The sequence below is a fragment of the Nitrospirota bacterium genome, assembly GCA_023229435.1.
In the GTDB taxonomy this organism is placed as follows: Bacteria; Nitrospirota; UBA9217; order UBA9217; family UBA9217; genus JALNZF01.
On sequence record JALNZF010000005.1, the window covers coordinates 156511 to 180265 of the forward strand.

Consider the following 23755-nt stretch of genomic DNA (forward strand, 5'->3'; position numbering starts at 1 on the left):
ATTATGTATCCTCGCCAAGGGCCTCAGCGTCCGCAAAGTCTTTATTTCTTCCCAATGCGCGCTTGTTACGAATAAACGAGTTCTTCCCAATGTACGAGACCGGGATAGTGCCGAACGTTCCTTGAACGCGATCCGCTTCCGTTTCATCCCATGTTACGCCGGTGATCGATGTTATGATATCAACGCGTACTGGAGGCACGCCAAGTTGAATGATCCTGTCGGGAACCGAGAAATCATCGACGGTAAGTCCCAGGGATCCAAAACCAAACGCCTCAAGGGCGCTTAGAATGCGTCGTCCGTTCACCTCATCAGGGCGCACGAGAAGATCCAGATCACCCGTGTATCTCGGCGCTCCGTGAAAAGCGAGCGCATAGGCGCCGACAATGATGTAACGCACGTCATGGGCGTTGAACAACGCGAGCAATTCTTTGTAATCGGCTTGCTCTTCCATCGCGTTCTCTCCTCAGGCGCTCGACAACTGCGATGCGCTCTTCCGCTGTTTTTGACAACCAGAAGAGTAGGTTTTCCCTGGTTTCCAAAATGTCCCGCAAGCATCCTTTTCGTACGATCCGTTCGATCATTTATTCCCGCCGACGATTATGACGAATTTGTTGGGTTTCGCGCTGCTCAACCCAATCTACCGTCTTACTTTCTGACTATTTTTCTCTCACCGAGGGGCGAGGGTGTTTATACATCCAGATTTCTCACTTCCAGTGCATGCCGCTGGATAAAGGCGCGGCGCGGCTCCACGGCATCGCCCATGAGGATCGTAAAGATCTCGTCGGCCTTGACCGAATCTTCAACCGTGACCTGGAGGAACGTCCTTTTTTCAGGGTCCATGGTCGTTTTCCAGAGTTGCTCGGGATTCATCTCGCCCAAGCCTTTATACCGCTGGATCGCGAGACCCTTTTTACCGAGGTCGAGGATATAGTGTACAAGCTTGCCTGGATTGCTGAAGCTTTTTTCTTCGGCCTTCTCCCGGATCTTATACTCCGGCCCGCCGAGACCGAGGAGGGCCGGCGACAGGCTCTGGAGTTCACGGAACTCGGGCGTGGTCACGAAATTCTCGTCAAGGATGATGCTCGAGTGCGCGGCATCGTATTGAGAATCAAATCGAAGCCGCAGGGCCTGGTGCTCCTCGTCCGGTTCGATCGCCCATTCGGTCCTGGTCTTGGGATGAAATTGCTTGAGATACTCCTCCACTCTGATGGCCAATGCCTTGAGCTTCTCCTCTTCTTTGAGGTATGCTTTGTTGAATGTCTTGTCGAGCAGAAGCGAACGCAGCACCAAGACGTCGAGGCGTTTTCTTCGGAATTTGTCGAGCGTTCGTTCGAACTGCACAAGTTTCTTGAGCGTGGTGATCAACCGCTCGCCGTGCAGCCAGTCGCCCAGTTCAGGCGAATAGAGCTCGACATCCTCCGCTGCAACGTCGAGCAAAAAGTCTTCCATGCGTGAATCATCCTTGATGTAGCGCTCGGTCTTGCCCCGCTTGATCTTGAAGAGCGGCGGCTGGGCGATGTACAGATAACCGCGCTCGATGATCTGGGGCATCTGGCGATAAAAGAACGTGAGCAGCAGGGTGCGAATGTGGGCGCCGTCCACATCGGCGTCGGTCATGATCACGATCTTATGATAGCGAATCTTGGCGATATTGAACTCCTCGCGTCCGATGCCTGCGCCAAGGGCGGTGATAAGCACTTTGATCTCGTCGCTGGAGAGCATTTTGTCGAAACGCGCTTTCTCCACGTTCAGGATCTTGCCTTTGAGCGGAAGGATGGCCTGATTCTTCCGGTCCCTGCCCTGTTTTGCTGAACCGCCTGCTGAATCTCCCTCAACGATAAAGATTTCCGAGAGTGCCGGGTCCTTTTCCTGGCAGTCCGCCAGCTTGCCCGGGAGGGACGTTGAGTCAAGAACTCCCTTGCGCCGGGTGAGCTCCCGGGCCTTACGGGCCGCCTCGCGCGCCCGGGCGGCGTTCAAACCCTTCTCCGCCACCTTGCGCGCGACCGCAGGGTTCTCTTCAAGATAGGTCCCGAGGGACTCGTTCACCATGCCCTCGACGATGCCCTTGACCTCGCTATTGCCGAGCTTGGTCTTGGTCTGTCCCTCGAACTGAGGGTTTTGAAGACGCACGCTCACGACCGCCGTCAATCCCTCGCGCACGTCTTCTCCCGAGAAGGCCTCGTCGCCATTCTTGAGCAGCCCGCTTGCGACCGCATAGCTGTTCACCGTGCGTGTGAGAGCGGCCTTGAATCCCACGAGGTGCGTGCCGCCCTCCTGGGTGTTGATGTTGTTTGCAAAGGCGAAGACCTGCTCCACATAGCTGTCGTTGTATTGGAGCGCAATCTCTACAAAGATGCCTTCCCGTTCTTTGGTAAGATAAATAGGGGTCGGGTGAAGCGTTGTCTTGTTCTTGTTCAGATACTCGATAAACGAGACGATGCCGCCTTCATAGAAGAAGGTCTGTTTTTTGCCCGAGCGTTCATCCTGAATCGAGATTTTCAGGCCCCGGTTCAGGAACGCGAGTTCGCGCAAGCGCTGCGACAGAATATCGTAGCTGTACTCACGGTCCTCAAAGATCTGAAAGTCAGGCTTGAAGGTGACCTTGGTGCCCATCGTCGTTGTCGTGCCGGTCTCCGCAAGCGGGGCCTGCGGGTTGCCACGCTCGTATCGTTGCTGATAGACCTTGCCGTTCTGCTTGATCTCGAGCTCGAGCCATTCCGAAAGCGCATTCACCACGGATACACCCACGCCGTGGAGGCCGCCGGAGACCTTGTATACGTCGCTGTCGAACTTGCCGCCTGCGTGGAGCACCGTGAGGGCGACCTCGGCGGCTGAACGCTTCTGCGTGGTGTGCATCTGTGTGGGGATGCCGCGGCCGTCATCGATCACCGTGACGCTGTTGTCGATATGGATGATGACATCAATACACGAGCAGAAGCCTGCCATGGCCTCATCCACGCTGTTGTCCACGATCTCGTAGGCCAGGTGGTGAAGACCAACGCTCCCGGTGCTGCCGATGTACATGGCCGGCCGTTTACGCACGGCCTCAAGACCTTCGAGCACCTTTATGCTGTCTGCAGTATAGTCCATCCACTCCTCGCAAAAAAAGGGATTTTACCGCTCAATGCGGAGCAATCCCTCACGGTATTATTGCATTGGAAATTGTAAAATCAACACCGTCCGGCGCAATTTTTCAATTTCCAATCTTAAATCTTCAATTTACAATACGACATTCGCAGAATGTCGCTAGACTCTCATCGGCATCACAACGCATTTGTAGTTTTCGTCGCCCTCTTCAGTAATCAGGCAGGGGCTCAGCGCATCGCTTAGCTCAAGAGAGATGGTCTCCCGGTCCATGGCCAAAAGCACATCCATGAGATAGCGCGAGTTGAATCCGATCGCGATCGCCTCTCCCTTGTAATCCACAGCAAGCTCTTCATTTGCCTCACCCACTTCCGGATTGTTCGTGGAAAGAATGAGCCGGCCCTGTTCGAGCTGTAGTTTTACGGCGTTGGTCTTTTCCTTGGACAGGATTGAAACGCGCTTCACCGCATGGGTAAAGATGTCCTTGGACACAGTGACCTTCTTCGTGCTCTTCGCGGGCACAACCTGGAGATAGTTGGGATAGTTGCCGTCAATGAGCTTCGTCACCATGACCAGACCATCGCGCTTGAACAGCGCGTGGTTCTTGCCGAAGCCCAGACGGAGCTCAGCTTTGGGCGTGTCCTCCTCAAGGAGTCGTCGAAGCTCCATCATCGCTTTTTTGGGGATGATGACGCTCTCTTCCTTATGTTTTGCGTCCATAACCCGGTCGACCATCGAAAGCCGGTGTCCGTCGGTACCGACCATCCGTATGTTGAGGCCGCCTTTGGTCTGTGTCATATGGACAAAGAGACCGTTCAGTACATACCGGGCGTCGTTCTCACCCACGGCGTAAAGCGTCTTCTTGATCATGTCGCGAAGCATATCGCCTTCGATGACGATCATGCCTTCTTCCGAAACGTCAGGGAGCGCGGGGTACTCGTCCCGGGGCAAGCCGACGAGCTTGAACTGTGAATGGCCTGTTTGTATCTTGACCCAGTTGTTGTCTTCGACTTTGATCTGGATGTCTTCTGACGGAAGCTCCCGCACGATCTCATACATTTTCTTCGCCGACACGGTGACAGCGCCGGGCTTCTCGACCGTCGCCGCATAACGTCCGCGCAATCCGATCTCAAGGTCCGTAGCGATGATCTCCACACCACTTTTATCGGCAATGAGGAGCATGTTCGAGAGAATGGGCATGGTGTTCTTCTTTTCCACAACACCCTGGATCCTCTGTAACCCCTTCAGAATTTCCTCTTTTTTTATTGTCAGTTTCATCAGGGACGCCTCCTGTCACAACCACGAAATTCTATCAGAATCCCTATTAAAAAGCAATTAAATTGTTTAGTTTATTGCCTTTGTATTTCAATGTCTTAACTGCTTAATTAACATCTCCACTCTGGCTTTTAATTCCGGGTCTTTTTCTTTTTTTTCTTCGATCACTTTGATTGCGTGAATGACGGTGCTGTGGTCCTTGCCGCCAAAAAAATTACCGATCTCCGGAAGCGATGATCCCGCGAGACTTCGGCAAAGATACATTGCCACCTGGCGCGGCAATACCACTGCTCTCGTGCGACGTTTCGACTTGAGGTCGGAAATCTTCACACCGAACGCTTCAGATACGACCTTCTGCACAAGCTCGTTGGTGATGACCCGTTCCCGGCTGTCAAGAAGGTACTTGAGTTCGTTCTTGGCAAGTTCCTGCGTTATCTCGGTGTTCGTGAGCGATGAGACCGCGCCTAGTTTCACCAGGCCGCCTTCGAGCTCCCGGATGTTGCTCTTCATCATCGAGGCCAGAAATTCCGCAACATCATCGGGCAGGCGGATGCTCCAGAACTCAGCTTTTTTCTTCAGGATCGCGATCCGGGTTTCAAGGTCCGGCAGCTGAATATCTGTGATCAGGCCTGACTCAAAACGAGAACGGAGCCGTTCTTCGATATCAGGAATTTCCTTGGGCTGCCGATCGCTGGTGAGCACGATCTGCTTCTGGGCTTCATAAAGCGTGTTGAATGTATGAAAAAATTCTTCCTGGGTCCGCTCTTTGCCGGCAATGAACTGAATATCATCAATAAGCAGGACGTCCATGTTCCGGTACTTCTGACGGAACTCCTCCATGCGCTGATGGCTCATTTTGTTGATGAGTTCGTTTGTGAATTGCTCGGACGAGAGGTACGCAACTTTTGTCCGTGGTGACTTGCTTTGGATGTGGTGGCCGACAGCGTTCACGAGATGTGTCTTGCCCAGTCCGACGCCGCTGTAAATAAAGAGCGGATTGTACGATCGACCCGGCGCATCCGCCACAGCCCTTGCCGCGGCGTGAGCAAATTGGTTGCTGGGACCAACGACGAAATTTGCAAAGGTGTACTTTTTTTCGAAGAGGCCGATCTTGTCCTCGCGGCCCTCTTTTTTTTCTTCTTTGGTCTGACGAACGGCTTTTTTCACCGCCAACTGGGGTTGGACAAAAAAGTCGATCTCCATGTCCTCTCGCTTCGTTACTTCCTTGATGACATCGGAAAGAGTGCTCCAGTGATGCTCTTTTATCCAGTCCCGATGGAACTTACTCGGAACCTCGATCTGTATCTTATTGCCGTCTATCGACAGAAGCTTTGACTGGCTGAACCAGGTGTCATAACCCTGCTTGGACATTCGGTTTTCTATGAGTAATAGTATCTCTTCCCAAACACGTTCCTGATCCATACATACCCCAAAAATACCCCAAAAAACCGCTCTGGTTACAAACATGCTTATCCACAGGTGTGGACAATGTGTTTTTTTCTTACTTTTCGTGGGGTTATTGTTTCATGCGGAGGCTTATAGTCCGCTTTTTGTTGCCCTATTATTACGAGTTTTTCTGTATTGCTGCCTGACCAAGATTAGCATGCATTTTGCTAGTCAGTTCTGACATTGGATACCAGCGTGGCAAACTATACCAGAACACGGACATTCTGGCAAGGTATTTTTATCCACATTGCATCTCTGCTCTTCTGCTTCTATTGGATTGTTCCGTGTCAAAATCATATCTCATGGACCAAGATCTCGAAAACCGTGGATCGGGCTTATGCAGATTAAGAAACATCAATCTCTAAGCTTGATTCTTGTCTGTTCCAAGTAATAATTGCTTGACATTGCAACTGTCAGTAGTATAATAGAACAGCTGTTTCAACGGAAGGTGTTTGTAATCTTTTTTTTGGAGGTACATTGTATGTCAGACGATATAAAATTTGATCAGTTTTTAGATGCTAAGGGAATGAGCTGCCCGCTGCCGATTTTAAAAACAAAAAAAGCAGTGGAAGCACTGTCCAAGGACCAGGTTCTCAAGGTAGAATCCACGGACGCCGGTTCAAAGAGTGATATGGCATCATGGGCAAAGAGAACGGGCAATGAGCTCCTGAAGACAGAAGAAGGATCGGGCACGTTTACCTTCTACATTAAAAAAACCGCATAAAAAGAACACAAAATTACCATGGATGTTATGGGAGTAAAGCCGTCAGATATCATCGATGGCGTTGAGTTCGGCGGTGCGGCGTCATGGCTGGATTCGGCAGCAGACTCCCAGATCAATCTTTTCATCTGAAAAAAATACTTTTTCCCCAATCCACGATAGTCTTAACCAAACCGGTTTTGCAAACGAATCAATCTGTTTCTCTTTTCTCTCCGCTGGACTTTTCTTCCGGTTTATGATAAAAAGCCTTTAATGCTGATCCCCGAAAACCTGAAATATGACGACAAGGGACTGATTCCCGCTATCATCCAGGACTGGAAGACCCTTGAGATTTTGATGATGGCTTACATGAACGCCGCGTCACTGAAAAAAACCGTTGAGAGCGGCTTCACCTGGTATTGGAGCCGCTCACGCCAAAAGTTCTGGCAAAAGGGCGAGACTTCCGGCCACATTCAGCGCGTAAAGAACATCCTCTACGATTGCGATCAGGACACGCTTCTCATCATGGTAGAACAGATCGGACCCGCCTGTCATACGGGAGAGAGGTCCTGCTTTTTCAGGAGCTTTGCCGGTAACGCGCAAGGAGAAAAAGAATGAGCTCCGGCCCACACTGTCTGTTTTGCAAGATTGTCGAGAAAAAGATTCCTGCAAAGATCGTCCACGATGATGAGCTCTCGGTCGCTTTTGAGGACCTCAATCCCCAGGCGCCGGTCCATGTGCTTATTGTACCCAAAAAACATATTGCGGACATTCACAGCATCGTTGTCACGGACCGCGAGGTCATCGGGCACCTGTTCTTTGTTGCCAAGACCATTGCTTCCAAACAAGGGCTTGATCAGGGCGGGTACCGGATGGTAATCAACAACGGCCAGGATGCCGGTCAGTCCGTTTTCCACATCCATCTTCATCTGTTATCCGGCCGCATGTTTGCCTGGCCTCCAGGCTAATAAACTATCAACATTTTTCTGTGAACGGTTTATTGATATTCTGTGTATAAGTTTTCTCGCCTGGTTATCAACAACGTTGTCCTTCATTAAACACACGAAAGTCCCGTAATTATCCTTTCTCGATTTATCATTTTTATCAACACCTTTTTTCTTCTTCTCACATATCAACAGACACTACTACTACTACTACTAATTTATTTAATAGATAATAATAGTAATTAAAAGGAACATATTATCTGGATAACCTTACCAAACAGTTTTTTTTCTAACAAAGCAGGCATTAAAAATAATTATTGGATAAATTATTGAGCTGGTGGTATCTTGTTAAGGAGAATGGCTGTTGCATTAGTCTGAGAAGTAAAGCGAGTAGAAAATAAAAAAAAGAAAGTGGAATTTGGAGAGTGCTATGGAAAACAAGGAATTTGTATTTATCATCAGCCATTCGTATGATGCGATCGAACGTGCGGCGGCAGCGCTTCAGCTGGCAACCAATATGGCGGCCTTTGATGCCAAGATAGATTTCTTTTTGATGAACGAAGGAGTCCATCTTGCGCGCAGGGGATTCGCTGAATCCGCAACATGGCAGCATGCTTTTTCACCGGTTGCGGAACTTATGAAAAGTCTGGTGGAAGATTTTGATTGCAAGTTTTATATTTGTGCTTCCTGTGTGAAGTCATATGGTCTTGAGGGTGCGGAATGGATCAAGAATGCAGAGGTCAAGCCGGGATCCTATCTCGGAGAACTCTTGATGAAACGTCAGAACGTGACATTCTGATTAACCAAACAACATGAAAAATATCGCAAACTTTCTTTTCGAAGCAGGCATGCTAAAGCGCACTCCCCGGAGCGGATTTCAATTCCTTGGTACCGGCGCGGAGTCGGTGGCGGAGCACATCTTCCGAACAACCTATATCGGCTACGCGCTCGGAAAACTTGCCCTGGGGGTTAACGTGGACCGGGTGATCAAGATGTGTCTGTTTCATGATCTGCCGGAGGCCCGGACGGGCGACCTCAATTACGTGAATAAAAAGTATGTAGATGCAAATGAGAAAAAAGCGATTGACGACCTGGCAGAGACACTGCCCTTCGGCGGCGAGATCAGGGATCTGATACAGGAGTTCAATGAAGGCAAGACAGAAGAGGCGTGTTTGGCGCGCGATGCGGATCAGCTCGAAATGATATTGGCACTGAAAGAGTATAAGGATGTTGGGAACAAGCATGCAGACGAGTGGTTGGCCTTTTCGCAAAAACGGCTTCAAACTCAATCAGCGCAAAAGCTTGCGGAGGTCATCCTCGAAACAGATTCATCTCTCTGGTGGTTTAGCGACAAGAGTGATTGGTGGATCAACGGCGGCAAGCGCTGATATGGTGCTAAAGACCTCCGGTGCGGTCATGTTCCCTGAAACGCGTATCCGGTAAAGAGCGCATCCTGACCGGGAATAGTGATCGATCAACGGTGTTGTTCTTTTCCGGAAAAGCAATAGTTTTTTCTCGATCAATTCCTTGTTATCATCGATGCGCCCGGTTCGATCCCCGCCGGCGTTATCCCGAATGCGACAAACAACATCGTCTGGTGAACAGTCCAGAACAATAACGGCGTGAATCTCGGCGATTGTAGCGATGTCTCGTGCCTGCCCTGCGTGACGAGGGATACCGTTCAGGACGAGAACATCGTGTTCCGAGAACCCGACGCGGTTCATATACAGGGATATGATCTTTTCCGCAAGAGGGAAGTGCTCATTCTCGAGCAGAAGGCCGAGTTCAAGAACGCCGTGAATGAAGTCGAGCTCCTTTTTCGCATAGACACATGACCGGTCCACACGGGAAACAGCGCCTCGCAGTTCAGAACCGAAATCAAAGTGATGACACCGGCGTCCAAACAGTCCATGCTGCGCAATAGCGTCGCCGAGCGGGCTCTTGCCGACGCCAGTGGGGCCGAGGAGGAGAATTGAGTCAACGGGAAACAGGTAAGATATATTCGGCAACATTAGAGAGACCCGGAATCAAGGGGCGTAAAAATCGACAGGCAGACAATCACTGCTTTTGTTGCCACCCCGTGAGTATCGCGCATTCCTTTCTCCGGATGAGATGTTTCCTTTTGCTCCGTAAGCCCGTTATCTAGGCAAGCACGGTCTGCCGATTTATTAAATACAGATTACAGAACAAGAGACGTCTCGATAACACCGCCGCCGACAACAGTATCGCCGTCATAAAATACCGCGGCTTGGCCGGGGCAGACGCCCTGGACCTGTTTTTCGAACACTACGCGAACCGTGCCAACGGCCAGCGGTTCAATCACTGCCGGGATACAAGACGACCGGTATCGGACCTTGACCGTGACATTCATGCGAGAAAGGATCTTATCAATGCCGATGAAATTCAGGTTCGATACCACCATGCCATTGGTTTGGAGCTCTGACACTGTTCCGAGGACGACCCTGTTCGTGTCAATGTCGATTCTGACCACATAAAGACGCTCGCCCGCAGCAATGCCGAGCTTTCGTCGCTGTCCTACGGTGAAGAAAGCGATGCCGTCATGTTTTCCCACGGTCTTTCCATCTGTCATTACGATGTCACCGGGCAGAAGCGTCTCCGGTGAATGTTCTTTCAGGAAGGAGCGATAATCATTATTCGGCACAAAACAGATTTCCTGGCTCTCGGGTCGCCCGGCGGCAGGAAGCTTAAGATCGCGCGCGCGCGTTTTCACCTCGGTCTTGAGCATGCCGCCGAGTGGAAAGAGCACACCTGTCATCTGGTCCTGCGTGAGGCGGTAAAGAAAGTAGCTTTGGTCTTTTTGTTCATCGACGCCCTTTTTGAGCAGGGAGCGGGCTGTTGCCGGATCGTATTCGATACGGGCATAATGTCCGGTAGCGAGATAATCAAAACCATTCGCGCGGGCATGGTGCAGGAGCAGGTGGAACTTGACCAGGTCATTGCATTTGATGCAGGGGTTTGGCGTGCGGCCGTGTCGATATTCGGAAATGAAGTCGCTGATAATGTCCCGGGAGAATTCGGCTTGCGCATCGATCATGCGGTGCGGGATGTTAAGATGGCCGCAGACTGCCTGCGCCGAGCCGATATCGCAGCACAACCCGGTTGTCAGCTTCAGGGTAACGCCTTCAACTGCGTACCCCTGCTTCTGCAGGAGCGCAGCAGTCACCGAGCTGTCAACGCCGCCGCTCATAGCCACGAGAACACGCTTTGTCATATTAAAATCAACCTGAAAGAAAAAGCATAGGACAGGAGCACGAAGACGGGTTTATTCAAGTACTGCCACCGAATTTCTTCCCTTCCGGTTCCTTCCCTGCGGGAAATGAATACCGCAAAAGGCATTCCGGATGTCCGGAATGCCTTTTTGGATGGTCTTGTGCCTGGGCACGTAAAAACTATTTCTTGCCGAGGATCGCTTCCTTTGCGGCCTTTGCCACACGGAATTTTACGACCTTCTTTGCCGGGATCTTGATGGCCTCGCCGGTCTGGGGGTTCCGGCCCATACGCGCCTTGCGCTGCACGAGCACGAGTTTGCCGAGCCCCGGGAGCGTAAAGGCGTTCTTCGCCTCCTTGTACGCAAGCGCGGCCATATCTTCCAGTATCTGCACTGCCAGTTTCTTTTTGATGTCTGCTTTCTTCGCGATGTGGTCCGCAATCTGTGACTTTGTCATTGCCTTTGCCATGAACATACCTCCTTGAGATTGAGTAATATATAATTTCTAACTACGCTCGGCAGGTTAGTTGCGCGATGTGCACTGTACGGTAAAAAGTATACTCACTCTAAAACAAAATAGCAAGAAAAATTTATCAATGTTCGCCGGTATTGGCGTGTATTGTCCGAATATCCCATTACTGCGAAACGGAAAAACCATTATGCAGCGTCGCGCTTGCGAAGAACGGCATGACACACGATGATCGCCGGACCGGTCTCGTTTTCGGAGTTGACTTGCGTGTCGGGTTTATGATAATTTACCGGCATGCATTGACCAGATTACCATGTGCAAAGAGGAGGCACACCCATGGCCACAAAAACCAATTTCATCTTGAAGGTATCCGATGCAAAGCTTGCGGACGTCCAGAAGGCCCTCAAGGACGCGAACATAACCGTGGTGAGCATCATGGAAGTACACAAGGAAGAAGCGTAGCCCGGTGCGACGCGGTTCTTTGCCGTCAAGGGATTCCCGGCCCGCCAGGTGCGCGCAGAACGTGCGCTATCGGCTGCTCCCGTCTGTTGAGAACAGGAGCGCTTCCGCTCCCCGGCCCCAAAATCTGCTATACTTGGACTATCACCGTTTCTATGAAAATCACACTCGCTGACCTGGAACATATCGCAAAGGCCCTTTCGATCAAGGTTTCCTACGAGGACCTCAAGACATCGAAGGGCGGCTCATGCAGGGTCATGGAGGCCCGCAGGATCATTATCAACAAGCACCTCCAGAACAGCGACAAGATCAACCTGCTCGCGAAGGAGCTTGGGAAATTCGATCTTCAGGGACTGGACATTCCCGACAACGTCAGAAAAAAGATCGCTCGCGAAACAGAGGAGTGACCGCAGTAACGAAACGCGTCCTCCTGGTGCATGGCCCGCAGACCGGGCCCGTCGAAAGAAAAAAGAGGTGACAGTCCATGAAAATGATCGCGGTTCTGTTCAGCATCATGCTCTTTGTCCAGGGTTGCGCGTACGCCATTTCGCCGGGTATGGCCGACAAGGCCGACAAGACCGTTCTTTTCGAAAAACTGCAGGCCGACCCCGATTCTTTCAAGGGCAAGCTCATCATCATGGGCGGAACGATCGCACAGACCAGTGACGTGAACCAGGGAACGCTGATCGAAGTTACCCAGAAACCGCTCGACTATTGGGGCAAACCGGAACGCACCAAACGAACAGGCGGACGGTTTCTCGTGTTCCATCGGGGACCGCTCAACCTGATGGCATATGCACCCGGCGTCGATATCACCATTGCCGGCGAAGTGCTTGAGACCGGCAGCCCGATGCTCGGTGGTAAGCAGTATGACTATCCTGTCCTCTTCGCGAAAGAACTTAAGCTTTGGGAGCAAGAACCTCGTTCGCATGACAAGCCCCGGTGGATGGACCCGCTCCATGATCCGGCAAACTCGGGCCGGCCGGAATAATAACGTCAGCCTGTTATCACCGGAGGTCGCTGTGATCCGATCACGTTATTCCCGTTCCCTCTTCTTCGCTCCGTGTCTTTTCGCCCTCTTCTTGACCGCAGGCTGCGCTTCACCGTTTCCCCAAGAGATGTTGGACAGGGTGAACAGAAACGTATCCTTCCAGGAATTGAAAAAGGAACCGGAAAAGTTCAAGGGAACTTGGGTCATGCTCGGGGGCATGATCATTACGTCAAAGAATACCAAAGAAGGCACTCTCCTTGAAATACTCCAAAAGCCGCTGGACACGGACGGAAGGCCGCTCGAGACAGACTCGACGGAAGGGCGATTTCTTGTTCAGTCCGATACGTTTCTGGATTCAGCCGTATATCATGAAGGAAGACCGATCACGGTCGTTGCCGAGGCCTTCGGTCTCAAAGAACTGCCCCTCGACGACATCAGGTATCAGTATCCTCTTCTCATCGTGAAGGACCTGCATCTTTGGGGTCCATCGCAGGGACCGCGCTTCTTTTTTGGGATCGGAGTGTCGCACCGGCTGTAGTTGCCGCGTACGATGAAATGCTCAGAACGAAGTTCTCAATTCTCAACGAAATCCAAATGTTTAAAGGTATCCTGTCATCCCGGCAGGCCTGTTTGGTATTGAGAGCGTCGGATTTCAGATCGATCAACATTCTCATGGTGCAAATCTGATAACACAGGATGGTCATGAAAAAAAGCCCCCAGTACCTTTTCTATATTCTGATGATTCTCTTGTTCATCAGTCTCTTCAGGCTCTTTTCCGAACAGCCGGCGGAAGAGGTCTCCTACAGCACGTTCAAGACCCTTATGGCGGAGAAGCGGGTAAAGGACCTCGTTATCTCCCGGGACAACATCAAGGGCGCGCGTGTCAATGCAAAGGAGGGAGAAAAGGAGAAGACCTTCACGGTCGTTCGCATTGAAGACCCGGACCTCGTGAAAAATCTCGACGCCGGCGGCATTTCCTACCGCGGCGTGGTTTCGGACAACTGGCTCAGGGATTTTCTGCTTACCTGGATACTCCCCCTTGCGGTGCTTATGGTCATTTGGAGCGTCGTTTTCAAGAAGATGGGTGCGGGGGGGCCCGGTGAGTCATTCATGAGCTTCGGGAAGTCGCGCGCAAAGATCTACGGTGAAAGCGACGTAAAGGTGACGTTCAACGATGTTGCCGGCGTTGAAGAGGCAAAAGAAGAGCTCATGGAGGTGGTTGAGTTCCTCAAACACCCCGACAAGTTCACCAAGCTCGGCGGCCGCATCCCCAAGGGGGTGCTGCTGGTCGGGCCTCCCGGTACCGGCAAGACGCTTTTGGCAAAAGCGGTTGCCGGTGAATCCAAGGTGCCGTTCTTTTCCATGAGCGGCTCCGAGTTCGTGGAAATGTTCGTGGGCGTGGGTGCGTCGCGCGTGCGCGATCTTTTCCAGCAGGCTGTTCTGAAGGCCCCCTGCATCATCTTCATCGACGAGCTTGACGCGCTCGGCCGCGCGCGCGGGATGGGCATGGCGGGCGCCCATGAAGAGCGGGAGCAGACCCTGAACCAGCTTTTGGCCGAAATGGACGGGTTCGACGCGCGCAAGGGAGTGATCATCATATCAGCGACCAACCGCCCCGAGATCCTCGACCAGGCCCTGCTTCGGCCCGGACGCTTCGACCGGCACGTGCTCGTGGACCGGCCGAACATCAAGGACCGCGAGGACATTTTAAAAATTCACATCAGGGGCGTCAAGCTCTCGACGAACGTGGACATTGCCGTCATCGCGGCGCGCACACCCGGATTTGTGGGCGCGGACCTCGCGAACATCGTGAACGAAGCGGCGCTGCTCGCCGCGCGCAAGAACAAGACCGAAGTCGACATGACGGACTTCGAGGCGGCCATCGACCGCGTCGTGGCGGGACTCGAGAAAAAACGGCGCGTCATGAACAAGAAGGAGAAGGAGATCGTGGCCTACCACGAGTGCGGCCACACGATCGTCGCCGAGCTGTTGCCCACCACCGATCCGGTGCACCGCGTTTCCATCGTCCAGCGCGGCATCGCGGCGCTGGGGTACACCCTTCAGCTTCCGACGGAGGACCGGTACCTGATGACGAAGACGGAACTGCTGGACAAACTGTGCGTAATGCTCGGCGGAAGGGCGGCCGAGGAAATTATTTTTCACGAGGTCTCGACGGGCGCGCAGAACGACCTTCAGCGCGCGGCCAACATCGCGCGCAGCATGGTCACCGAGTACGGCATGACCGAGAAGTTCGGACCCCTCACCTTTGAAAAAGAACGCCGTCCAATGTTTCTTGATATGGGCCTGCCCTCAGGGGCAAAGGAGTACAGCGAAGATACTGCGCGCGAGATCGACCAGGAAGTGAAGCGCCTCGTGGACGACGCAAATAATAAGGTCCGCGGGATCCTTTCCGGAAATCAGGAAAGACTGAAGATCCTGGCGGCCGCCCTTCTGGAGAAGGAGACCATCGAGGGGGATGAGATCAGAAAGATCCTGGGCTTGCCGGAGAAGAAGAAGCAGGGGCAAACCTGATCCGGACGAGACCCGCGACACGCAGGGCAGGCAATACCAAAGGGTTCGGGATGACGGTACAATCGTTTTTCAACGGCTTTAATCTGCTTGACAAGGGACGCTTGGTCATTATAATGCGAGGGCCATCCATACGAACCTGGAGAAATGAACGCCATGAGTACCGCTCGGATCAAAACTGTTTATGTTGTCGGTCATACAACGCCGGACACGGATTCCGTCTGCTCGGCCATTGCCTACGCCTATTTTAAGAACATCACCGATAAACGCTATTTATTCATGCCCGCGCGGGCAGGGAAGCTGAACCGCGAGAGTACCTTTGTCCTGAACAGGTTCGGTGTGCCTGCCTCTGCAGAGATCGACAGTCTTGTTGCCACGGTGAGCGATCTTGACCTTAAACGCCCTGTCTCTGTCAGCGTGCGCGATTCGGTCCAGGCGCTGGCCCTCCTCATGCGCGAGCAGGGAGTCCGTTCCGTCCCGGTCGTGGACGAAGCAGGCAGGCTTGCCGGCGTTGTCGGCCTCAAGGACATCGCACGCCATTATATGGACAGTGTCGGGTTCGCGGACCTTTCCAAAGCGCCCATTGAGCTCGATCTTTTACTGAAAACGCTGGAAGGCCGCGTCATCAGCAACAGCCGGCAACTTACCGTGCTCACCGGCAGGGTGTTCATCGCCGCCATGCAGCGCGGCACCCTGCTGAACCGTGTGCGGTCAGGCGACGTGGTGATCGCCGGGGATCAGAACGACATCCAATTGGAACTCATCAGGATGGGGTGTTCGGCAATTCTGGTGACCGACAACGCGCCCATCGCGAACGAGGTCATTGCCGCGGCCGGAGAGAAGGGCGCACTGCTCATCTCGTCGCCCCAGCCGGCCTTTGCCACGGTCCAACTCATGACCATGTCCGAGCCCGTGTCTTCCATCATGACCGCGACTTGCCCCACCGTCGGCCTCTATACCCCCATGGCCGAAGTCCGCTCGAAGATCGTTGAGTCGGACTATCGTTCCGTGATCGTGGTGGACAGCGACAACCGGCTCATCGGGTTCATTACTCGAACAGACCTGCTGAGGCCCGTGCGCAAGATGGCGATCCTCGTCGACCACAATGAGCTATCGCAGGCCGTTGACGGTATCGAAGAGGCGGAGATCCTTGAGATCATCGACCACCACCGCGTGGGCGATATATCCACCACCGCGCCGATCTATGTCTATAATGACCCGGTCGGCAGCACCTGCACCGTCGTGGCGGGGATCATGTTCCTGCACCAGACATACATCCCGAAAGAGATCGCCGGCATTCTCCTTTCCGGCATCCTGTCCGATACGCTGCTCTTGACCCTGTCCACGACGACAGAGCGAGATCGCACGGAAGCGCAGCGTTTGGCCGAGATCGCCGGCATCGACGTCCCGTCCTTTGCCAGGGAGCTGCTCCATGAAAGCATTCATCTCGAGGACCGGAGCGCGGGGGAGCTGATCGCAGCGGACTTCAAGGAATTTCTGATCAACGGAAAAAAGCTGGGAGTGAGCCAGATGATGTCGCTGGACTGCGCGGAGATCGATGCGCGCGAGCGTGAGCTGGTGGATGAGCTCGAACGCCTGCGCTCGGCGAACAACTATGATCTTACCGCGCTGCTGGTGCTGAACCCGCTCGGCAAGGGACAGGAGCGGATCCTGCTCCGGGGCGAAACATGGATCGTAGAGAAGGCGTTCGGCGTGAAGGTCGTGAATGACACGTGCATTGTTCCCCGGGTCATGTCACGGAAAAAGGACTTTATCCCCGCGATCGGGCAGGTGCTGAGCACAGGGCAGAAACGATAGGAGGATCGGAAGAAAGGGCGCTGATCCCGAGCCGTTGACGCATCCCCGCCTCTCCAGGGTCAACGGCGGTTTTTCAGGTCATTTCAGATTGCGATGGTCTTTCGCGAAGCTCTTATAAAACCACTCGCGGGATTCCCTGTCGCAATACAGCGTGTGCAGGAGACCGTCACTTCCCTTCAGAAGAAAGCACCGCTTTTGTTTTCGTTCGGGCCCCTCTTCCTCGACCCACATCTCAAGGATCTCCAGTACGGTGATCTTCTCGCCGTGGGCGAAGAAAACCCGAGGGCTTTCTTCGCCCCGTGACCCCGCGTAGGAAGCTACATCTATTTTGATCTCCGCCATTGTGTTTCTCCTCTATAAAAGATATTCCGGAAACCGACCGGAGCATGCGTGTTTTCACGCAGCTACTCGCGGGCTTTCTTTATTGCTTCCTTGATCTTCGTTTCATTCGGATTCTGCTTCAAGGCATTCTGGTAGAGGGACATCGCCTTTGCCTTCAGGCCAAGCTTTCCGTAGAAATTCGCGAACTCGAGGTAATAATCCATTTTTGACGGGTCCATGTTGACCGCCTTTGAAAAATATTCTTCCGCATCACGGCCTCGCCGCGGCATATGCGAGAGGGCCATCGCCCGGCGGAATACGTATTCAGCAGTGGAAGAATCAAAGCGGATGGCCCACTGAAAGGACTCTTCCGCATCCCAGAAATTGCGTTCAGTAAAATGCTTCATACCCTCGCTGAAGTGGGCAGCGGCGGCGGCCGCGTTGACCTCTTTATCCGTCCTGGTCTCCTTCTGCACTCGCGGCTGTTGCAAGCCGGCGGCAAGCTCCCGATCATACTTTTCGCGCCGATCCTGACTGGCAAGCGTCTCATGCGCCTCATGGATGGCGTTGAAAAGCTCCTCGAGCTCCGATTTCATCTCATTCAACGGTGGACCGAAATGCCTGTCCGGGTGGTACCGTTTCGCCAGGGTGAAGTACGCTTTTTTTATCTCCTGAGCCGTTGCCTCACGGCCGACACCGAGCACCTCAAAATAGTTCTGCTGCGCAAGGTTCTTATGGGCTTCAAGAAGCGCGGCCACGGTGACCAGCAACGCGGCCTCCGGTCCCGGAGTTATTATTTCTTTCACCGTGACCGGATCGCGGCTGACCCCGTCACGCACCTTTTTCGGCTCGCCGGCCTGTTTGAGTGCCCCCGTGTTCGCAAGACGGAGCGCCAGCAGCTCGTAGATCGCCTTGAGCGTATTAAAATCGCCCAAACCGGACCGTATGCAGATCTCCTCTATGCTGGTACTGCCGTCGATGAACGTCAGAACGGTCCGGTGGTCCTGCCCCAGCTCCTCGCCCTGCACAGGAAGCGACCGGTCCGAAGCGGACCGGAGAATTGTCGTGAGCGGCGGGAGCGATCTTCGTACGACCGACCATTCCATTTCGCGGAGACCTGCGATGATCAGGTCTCCGGTGAGCAAGATGAGCGGGTTGATATCAAAATGGGGCGCCGGGCTGTCATCGAACACGTAGCTGCCATTACGCCAATTGAAAAGGCTGACGACGATCTGCCTGACCTGATACCGCATGCCGTTCTCCAGGCCTTCGGGCGTGATGTATCCAAGCTCCACGAGGACCTCCCCCTGTTTTTTGCCGGTCCTCTTGACCACCTCCGCCGCTGCGTCGCACTGCTGACTGGTGATCGTTCCCGCGCGGTTCAGCCACTCGCCCAACCGGTCTTCGCTCAGGTTGGAAGAGGCGAAGAAAACATCCCCGTTGGCCACGTAGACCCTTTTCACCACCGGATCGCGCGTAAAGACAATAATGCCGGTCTTTTTTTCCGCAAGCAGACCCTGGAACAGCAGGGGCACGGTCATGTTCGTTATCTCTCCGCGCGACGATACGAGGTTGCTCACCGGGCTTCCCCGCGTCTCACCGGTTTGACGCCCCAGATCCTGTCGGCATATTCACCAATCGTCCGGTCGCTTGAAAACATTCCCATGCCGGCTACGTTCAGGATGGCGCGCCGGGACCACTCCTCGGGGTCGCGGTAGAGCGTGTCCACGCGCTCCTGGCATGCGACGTACTCTTCGTAGTCCGCGAGCAGCAGGAAGCGGTCCCCGTATCCGGTCAGCGTATCAAAGATCGGGCGAAAGCGATTCGGCGCATCGGGCGAGAAATAGCCTCCGTTGATCATGTCGAGCGCCCTTCTGAGCTCGGTGTTCGCATTGTAGATGTCCCAGGGATTGTAGCCGGTTGTCTTGACCGCGGCAGCCTCGTCTGCGGTCAGGCCGAAGATGAAAATGTTCTCGCGCCCCACCTCCTCCATCATCTCAATGTTCGCGCCGTCCAGGGTCCCGATCGTGAGCGCGCCGTTCAGCGCGAGCTTCATGTTGCCCGTGCCCGAGGCCTCGGTGCCCGCTGTGGAGATCTGCTCGGACAGATCGCAGGCCGGGATGATCTTCTCGGCATTCGAGACGCTGTAGTCGGGAATAAACGCCACTTTGAGCGCATTACCGACCGCCGGGTCGTTGTTCACGATGTCCGCGACGCTGTGGATGAGCTTGATGATGAGCTTGGCCATGGCATATCCGGGCGCGGCCTTGCCCCCGAAGATCACGGTGCGAGGCGCCACGTCTTTTGCCTGGCCCTCCCTAATGCGGTTGTAGCGGGTCACGATGTGCAGCACGTTCAGAAGCTGCCGTTTGTATTCATGGATGCGTTTGATCTGAACGTCGAACAGCGAGGCGGGATCGACCGTGAGCTTCAGACGGATCCTGATGAGCGCGGCGAGCCGCTCTTTGTTCGCATGCTTCACTTCGCGAAACTGCTTCCGAAATTCCGGTTCTTCGGCAAGAGGGGCAAGCTTCCTGAGCTCCGTAAGATCCCTGACCCACGTCTCGCCGATGCGCGACGTGATGAGGGAGGACAGGCCGGGGTTGGCCTGGTGCAGCCATCGCCGCGGCGTGATGCCGTTCGTGATGTTGACGACCTTGCCGGGAAAGAACTGATCGAAATCGGAGAAGATGGTCTTCTTCATGAGATCGGTGTGGATCTGCGACACGCCGTTCACGCAGTGGCTCCCGACGATGGCCAGGTAGGCCATACGCAGTCTGCGGCCTCCGGCTTCGTCCACGATCGACATGCGCATGACCCGTTCCCCGTCGCCGGGGTAGCAATGACGCACCTCTTCCAGGAACCGATAGTTGATCTCGTAGATGATCTGGAGGTGGCGCGGCAGGAGCTCTTCGAAAAGGCTGACCGGCCAGGTCTCGAGGGCCTCGGGCATCAGCGTGTGGTTGGTGTAGGAGAAGGTGCGGCGTGTGATGTTCCAGGCATGGTCCCAATCCAGGTGATGGAGATCGACCAGCACGCGCATGAGCTCGGGAATGGCGATGGCCGGATGGGTGTCGTTCAGCTGGATCGCGACCTTGTCCGGCAGCATATCCAGGTCCGCATGAAACTTGGTGAAGCGCCGCAGGATGTCCTGGAGAGATGCGCAGACAAAAAAGTACTGCTGTTTGAGCCGAAGCTCACGGCCCATCAGCGTGGTGTCGCTGGGGTAGAGCACCTTGGAAAGGTTCTCGGAGGCGTTCTTGTCCTCTACTGCCTTGATGTAGTTGCCCTCGTTGAAGTACGTCAGGTTGAAGTCGCGCGAGGCTTTGGCCGTCCAGAGACGCATGTTGTTCACCGTGCTGGTATGGTAGCCGGGCACAGGCGTATCGTAGGCCATTGCCATTACATCCTCGGTGTCGATCCAGTGAAAGTGCGTTTTGCCCTGTTCATCCTTGAACTGGACCACGCGGCCGCCGAACTTCACTGAAAAGAGCACCTCGGGGCGCGGGAAATCCCAGGGATTGCCATAACGCAGCCAGTTGTCGGGATGCTCCACCTGGTAGCCGTTCTCGATGCGCTGAATGAACATGCCGTACTCGTAGCGGATCCCGTACCCGTAACCCGGCAGACCCATGGTCGCCATGGAATCGAGAAAGCAGGCTGCAAGCCTGCCGAGCCCGCCATTGCCCAGGGCAGCGTCCATCTCGAGGTCCTCGATGCGGTCGATGTCGAGATCGAGATCGGAAAGAGCTTCCCTGCATTCCTCATAGAAGCCCATGTTCAGCAGACTGTTCGCCAGCAGACGGCCGGTCAGGAACTCCAGGGAAAGATAATAGACACGCTTGGCGTCGGACTCATAGTAGCTGCGCATGGTCTCCATCCAGCGCTCGATCAAACGCTCGCGCACGGCGTAGGCGGTGGTGTGGAACCAATCGCGGTGGGTGGCGGTGATCGGGTCCTTGCCGAGCGAGTAGATAAGGCGGTTGGCAAACGAGTGCATGAGGGACGCCCGGTCCTGACCGCGCTTGGAGTATTGAAAGTTGTCGTTCTTAATGGTCATGAAGCCTCCCTCAGGAGCGATAAAAAGATTTGGTTTTAACCGGTCAAACCGGGTGAGCGGTTCAAAAAGGTTCAATGCCCTGCTACAGTTCCATGATGATCGGCAGGATCATCGGCCTGCGTTCCATACGTTTGTTGATGAACTTTTTGAGCGCGCTCCGGACCCGGGCGGAGACCAGCGACCAGTCTCCCTTGGCCTCGGGGACCATGAGGGTGAGCGTGTCCATGACCACGGTTTTCACCTCGGCAAGGAGCTCCTGCGAGGCGTCCTCGAACACGAAGCCGCGTGACACGATGTCCGGGCCCGATACCACCCTGCCTGTTGCCGTCTCGATCCCGAGGATCACGATCACCACGCCGTCATGGGCGAGCTTCATCCGGTCGCGAAGCACCACCGTGTCCACGCCGCCGTCCGCGGTGGAACCCGCGGTTTTGCCGTCGATGTACACCCTGCCCACGCTGACGCGACCCGCGCGGCGAGCGGAATCCGACGTGAACTCCATGATCTCACCGTCTTCGAGGATGAACACGTTCTCGTCGGGGATATTCACCTTCCGGGCAAGCTGGGCGTGGTAGACGAGGTGGCGATACTCGCCGTGGACAGGGATGAAGTATTTCGGCCTGACGAGGTTCAACATGAGCTTGAGCTCTTCCTTGGACGCGTGGCCCGAGACGTGGATCTCGGACACCTTTTCGTAGAACACTTCCGCGCCGTGCTTGAACAGATGATTGATGATCCGCGTGATGCCGCGTTCGTTCCCCGGGATCATCTTGGACGAAAGCACGATGGTGTCGCCTTTTTTTATCTGGAAGTGCTTATGCTCGTTCGCGGCCATGCGCGAGAGCGCGCTCATGGGCTCGCCCTGGCTGCCGGTCGTGATCATGACGATCTGGTCGTCGGGCAGGGTCTTGAGCGCGTCGATCTTGAGCCAGGTGTCCGACGGCATCTTGAGGTAGCCGAGGTCCAGCGCGATCTGCGCGTTCGCGATCATGCTCTTGCCGTTCAGGATCACCTTCCGGTTGTGCATCACCGCAACATCGATGATCTGCTGCACCCGGTGGATGTTCGAGGCAAAGGTAGCGACCACGATCCTGCCGACGGCGCGGTGGAAGATGTCCTCGAGTCCGCGGCGCACCTCCTTTTCCGAGAAGGTGTAGCCGCCCTGGCCGGCGTTCGTGCTGTCCGACATGAGCACGAGGGTCCCCTTGTCGCCGTATTCCGCAAAGGTGCGGAGGTCCATGATCTCATTGTCCACCGGTGTGGGATCGATTTTAAAATCACCCGTGTGGACCACGCGTCCCACCGGCGTGGTGATGCCGAGGCCGCAGCCGTCCACGATGCTGTGCGTGACCCGGATGAACTCGACCTGGAAACAGCCAAGGGTGACCGTGTCTCGGGGCTTCACGATGATGAGCTCTGCCTCGGCATCGAGGCCGTGCTCCCGAAGTTTTTCCTTCACAAAGCCAAGGGTGAGTTTTGTGCCGTAGAGGGGGACTTGGAGTTCTTTGAGAAGGAACGGGAGCGCGCCGATATGGTCCTCGTGGGCGTGCGTAAGCAGCACGGCGCGGACCTTGTGGCGGTTCTCACGCAGGTAGGTAAAGTCCGGGATAACGATGTCCACGCCGAGCATCTCGGCATCCGGGAACATGAGCCCCGCGTCGATCACGATGATATCGTCGCCGTATTCGAGCACGGTCATGTTCAGCCCGATCTCGCCGATGCCGCCCAGCGGGATAATTGCGAGCGCCTGCGTGCTTGAAGCAGGCTGTACAGGAAGATCGGGTGTCTCTGTCACGGGGATCACGCTCCTGGGGTATGATGTTTCGGCCCATCAGGGATGAGCTCTATTCTACTATAGTATTTTTAAAGGGAATCGTCAACCCCCGGACGCGACTCATTAAGGATCAGGGACAGCCGTTACCTCACCTTCAGTAATTGAATCTACAGCATTTTTTCGCCTTAATTCTCATTATTCCTCACGCAGCTTCCTTCCAGCGCTTTCGCCTCGCGCCCTGGTCTTGATCCTGACCGCGACGGCGCATTAACCGACTACCGCGCGTCATATCGCATCTCTTCCCCGTTCATTTGTTCTTATCTTTACTGATTCTTCCACATTGATCACAAATATTTTCCCATCGCCCGTATTGCCCGTATGGGCAACCTTCTGAATCACATTGACGACATCATCAACCATCTCATCATGTACAACAACTTCTAATTTTACTCGCGGAATAAATTCCACCAGCTCATATTCAATCTTGTCTTTCGCATTCCTGGCCCTGCTTTTGCCGAACCCTTTTATTTCCGATACCGTTACACCCGGCAACCCTTTAATTTTATGAAGTTCTTCCGTTACTTCCAGCAATTTGAACGGCCTTATTATTGCTTTTATCTCTTTCATGTTTTTTCCCTGTCCTTTCATTGAATTTA

The 23755-nt window shown here is 54.2% G+C and carries 22 protein-coding genes and 1 pseudogene; 11 read left to right on the forward strand and 12 right to left on the reverse strand.

Annotation, left to right across the window (positions count from 1 at the left end; all coding sequences use genetic code 11):
• Nucleotide 1: 1 nt before the first annotated feature.
• The 4 genes from M0R70_05875 to dnaA form a co-directional block, all read right to left on the reverse strand.
• Nucleotides 2–451 (reverse strand): nucleotidyltransferase family protein, encoded by a 450-nt coding sequence (locus M0R70_05875; GenBank protein ID MCK9418888.1) that lies wholly within the window; start codon nt 449–451, stop codon nt 2–4.
• A 236-nt stretch (nt 452–687) separates the two neighbouring features.
• Entirely contained in the window at nt 688–3090 is a 2403-nt protein-coding gene (gene gyrB, locus M0R70_05880; GenBank protein MCK9418889.1) for a DNA topoisomerase (ATP-hydrolyzing) subunit B, read from the reverse strand.
• Between the two features lie 156 nt (nt 3091–3246).
• The gene (gene dnaN / locus M0R70_05885; protein ID MCK9418890.1) at nt 3247–4362 is read right to left on the reverse strand and encodes a DNA polymerase III subunit beta; all 1116 of its coding nucleotides are present in this window, start codon (nt 4360–4362) and stop codon (nt 3247–3249) included.
• 87 nt (nt 4363–4449) lie between these two features.
• Entirely contained in the window at nt 4450–5781 is a 1332-nt protein-coding gene (dnaA, locus tag M0R70_05890) for a chromosomal replication initiator protein DnaA (protein ID MCK9418891.1), read from the reverse strand.
• A 505-nt stretch (nt 5782–6286) separates the two neighbouring features.
• On the opposite strand from dnaA, the gene M0R70_05895 reads away from it, so the two are divergent.
• The 6 genes and pseudogenes from M0R70_05895 to M0R70_05920 all read left to right on the forward strand — a co-directional run bounded on the left by M0R70_05895 (nt 6287) and on the right by M0R70_05920 (nt 8837).
• Nucleotides 6287–6529 carry a sulfurtransferase TusA family protein gene (locus M0R70_05895; GenBank protein MCK9418892.1) on the forward strand — a complete coding sequence of 81 codons (243 nt, stop codon included), beginning with the start codon at nt 6287–6289 and terminating at the stop codon, nt 6527–6529.
• A gap of 27 nt (nt 6530–6556) precedes the next feature.
• A complete protein-coding gene (locus tag M0R70_05900) occupies nt 6557–6658 on the forward strand; it encodes a DsrE/DsrF/DrsH-like family protein (protein MCK9418893.1) in 102 nt (33 codons plus the stop codon).
• A gap of 120 nt (nt 6659–6778) precedes the next feature.
• Nucleotides 6779–7090, forward strand: a pseudogene (hisI, locus tag M0R70_05905) (phosphoribosyl-AMP cyclohydrolase).
• A 29-nt stretch (nt 7091–7119) separates the two neighbouring features.
• Nucleotides 7120–7473, forward strand: a complete 354-nt coding sequence (locus M0R70_05910) for a histidine triad nucleotide-binding protein (protein MCK9418894.1) — start codon at nt 7120–7122, stop codon at nt 7471–7473.
• 406 nt (nt 7474–7879) lie between these two features.
• Nucleotides 7880–8248: a DsrE family protein gene (locus M0R70_05915; GenBank protein ID MCK9418895.1), complete on the forward strand. Its 369-nt coding sequence runs from the start codon at nt 7880–7882 to the stop codon at nt 8246–8248.
• Nucleotides 8249–8261: 13 nt separating this feature from the next.
• Nucleotides 8262–8837: an HD domain-containing protein gene (locus M0R70_05920; GenBank protein ID MCK9418896.1), complete on the forward strand. Its 576-nt coding sequence runs from the start codon at nt 8262–8264 to the stop codon at nt 8835–8837.
• Here M0R70_05920 and M0R70_05925 read toward each other — a convergent pair.
• The 3 genes from M0R70_05925 to M0R70_05935 form a co-directional block, all read right to left on the reverse strand.
• Complete coding sequence (locus M0R70_05925) at nt 8778–9461, reverse strand: nucleoside monophosphate kinase (protein MCK9418897.1); 684 nt, start codon at nt 9459–9461, stop codon at nt 8778–8780. The two genes, M0R70_05920 and M0R70_05925, sit on opposite strands and share 60 nt — an antisense overlap.
• 167 nt (nt 9462–9628) lie before the next feature.
• A complete protein-coding gene (gene mnmA, locus M0R70_05930; protein MCK9418898.1) occupies nt 9629–10681 on the reverse strand; it encodes a tRNA 2-thiouridine(34) synthase MnmA in 1053 nt (350 codons plus the stop codon).
• Nucleotides 10682–10859: 178 nt separating this feature from the next.
• Nucleotides 10860–11147, reverse strand: coding sequence for an HU family DNA-binding protein (locus M0R70_05935; protein ID MCK9418899.1), 288 nt, complete (start codon nt 11145–11147; stop codon nt 10860–10862).
• A gap of 614 nt (nt 11148–11761) precedes the next feature.
• Between M0R70_05935 and M0R70_05940 the strand changes: the two genes are divergently transcribed.
• The 5 genes from M0R70_05940 to M0R70_05960 all read left to right on the forward strand — a co-directional run bounded on the left by M0R70_05940 (nt 11762) and on the right by M0R70_05960 (nt 16944).
• Nucleotides 11762–12013, forward strand: coding sequence for a hypothetical protein (locus M0R70_05940; protein ID MCK9418900.1), 252 nt, complete (start codon nt 11762–11764; stop codon nt 12011–12013).
• Nucleotides 12014–12090: 77 nt separating this feature from the next.
• A complete protein-coding gene (locus tag M0R70_05945) occupies nt 12091–12597 on the forward strand; it encodes a Slp family lipoprotein (GenBank protein MCK9418901.1) in 507 nt (168 codons plus the stop codon).
• 139 nt (nt 12598–12736) lie between these two features.
• Nucleotides 12737–13135 carry a Slp family lipoprotein gene (locus tag M0R70_05950; protein ID MCK9418902.1) on the forward strand — a complete coding sequence of 133 codons (399 nt, stop codon included), beginning with the start codon at nt 12737–12739 and terminating at the stop codon, nt 13133–13135.
• A 164-nt stretch (nt 13136–13299) separates the two neighbouring features.
• Nucleotides 13300–15129: an ATP-dependent zinc metalloprotease FtsH gene (gene ftsH / locus M0R70_05955; protein ID MCK9418903.1), complete on the forward strand. Its 1830-nt coding sequence runs from the start codon at nt 13300–13302 to the stop codon at nt 15127–15129.
• A gap of 153 nt (nt 15130–15282) precedes the next feature.
• Nucleotides 15283–16944: a putative manganese-dependent inorganic diphosphatase gene (locus M0R70_05960; GenBank protein MCK9418904.1), complete on the forward strand. Its 1662-nt coding sequence runs from the start codon at nt 15283–15285 to the stop codon at nt 16942–16944.
• 78 nt (nt 16945–17022) lie between these two features.
• Here the strand turns inward: M0R70_05960 and M0R70_05965 are convergent, their stop codons facing one another.
• The 5 genes from M0R70_05965 to M0R70_05985 form a co-directional block, all read right to left on the reverse strand.
• Nucleotides 17023–17286, reverse strand: coding sequence for a hypothetical protein (locus tag M0R70_05965; GenBank protein ID MCK9418905.1), 264 nt, complete (start codon nt 17284–17286; stop codon nt 17023–17025).
• Between the two features lie 62 nt (nt 17287–17348).
• On the reverse strand, nt 17349–18845 hold the full coding sequence (locus M0R70_05970) for a DnaJ domain-containing protein (protein MCK9418906.1): 1497 nt from the start codon (nt 18843–18845) through the stop codon (nt 17349–17351).
• A complete protein-coding gene (locus tag M0R70_05975) occupies nt 18842–21265 on the reverse strand; it encodes a glycogen/starch/alpha-glucan phosphorylase (protein MCK9418907.1) in 2424 nt (807 codons plus the stop codon). Before M0R70_05975 ends, M0R70_05970 begins: the two co-directional genes overlap by 4 nt.
• A 142-nt stretch (nt 21266–21407) precedes the next feature.
• Nucleotides 21408–23120 carry a ribonuclease J gene (locus M0R70_05980; GenBank protein ID MCK9418908.1) on the reverse strand — a complete coding sequence of 571 codons (1713 nt, stop codon included), beginning with the start codon at nt 23118–23120 and terminating at the stop codon, nt 21408–21410.
• Between the two features lie 264 nt (nt 23121–23384).
• A complete protein-coding gene (locus tag M0R70_05985) occupies nt 23385–23726 on the reverse strand; it encodes a P-II family nitrogen regulator (GenBank protein ID MCK9418909.1) in 342 nt (113 codons plus the stop codon).
• Nucleotides 23727–23755: the final 29 nt, after the last annotated feature.